Origin of the sequence: Staphylococcus microti (genome assembly GCF_000934465.1) — a bacterium.
Lineage (GTDB): Bacteria > Bacillota > Bacilli > Staphylococcales > Staphylococcaceae > Staphylococcus > Staphylococcus microti.
On record NZ_JXWY01000170.1, the window covers coordinates 1 to 497 of the forward strand.

Annotated in this window: 1 rRNA gene; it reads left to right on the top strand. The window is 47.1% G+C overall.

Features of this window, described 5'->3' with window-relative positions:
- Positions 1-497, top strand: a 23S ribosomal RNA gene (locus TP70_RS11155); the annotation flags it as partial.

A 497-nucleotide genomic window follows, 5' to 3' on the forward strand; every position in this document is an offset into this window, starting at 1 on the left:
AGAAAGAAAAATCGATTCCCTGAGTAGCGGCGAGCGAAACGGGAAGAGCCCAAACCAACAAGCTTGCTTGTTGGGGTTGTAGGACACTCTATACGGAGTTACAAAGGCACATATTAGACGAATAACCTGGAAAGGTTAATCATAGAAGGTAATAATCCTGTAGTCGAAAATGTGTGCTCTCTTGAGTGGATCCTGAGTACGACGGAGCACGTGAAATTCCGTCGGAATCTGGGAGGACCATCTCCTAAGGCTAAATACTCTCTAGTGACCGATAGTGAACCAGTACCGTGAGGGAAAGGTGAAAAGTACCCCGGAAGGGGAGTGAAAGAGAACTTGAAACCGTGTGCTTACAAGTAGTCAGAGCCCGTTAATGGGTGATGGCGTACCTTTTGTAGAATGAACCGGCGAGTTACGATCTGATGCAAGGTTAAGCAGAAAATGTGGAGCCGTAGCGAAAGCGAGTCTGAATAGGGCGAATGAGTATTTGGTCGTAGACC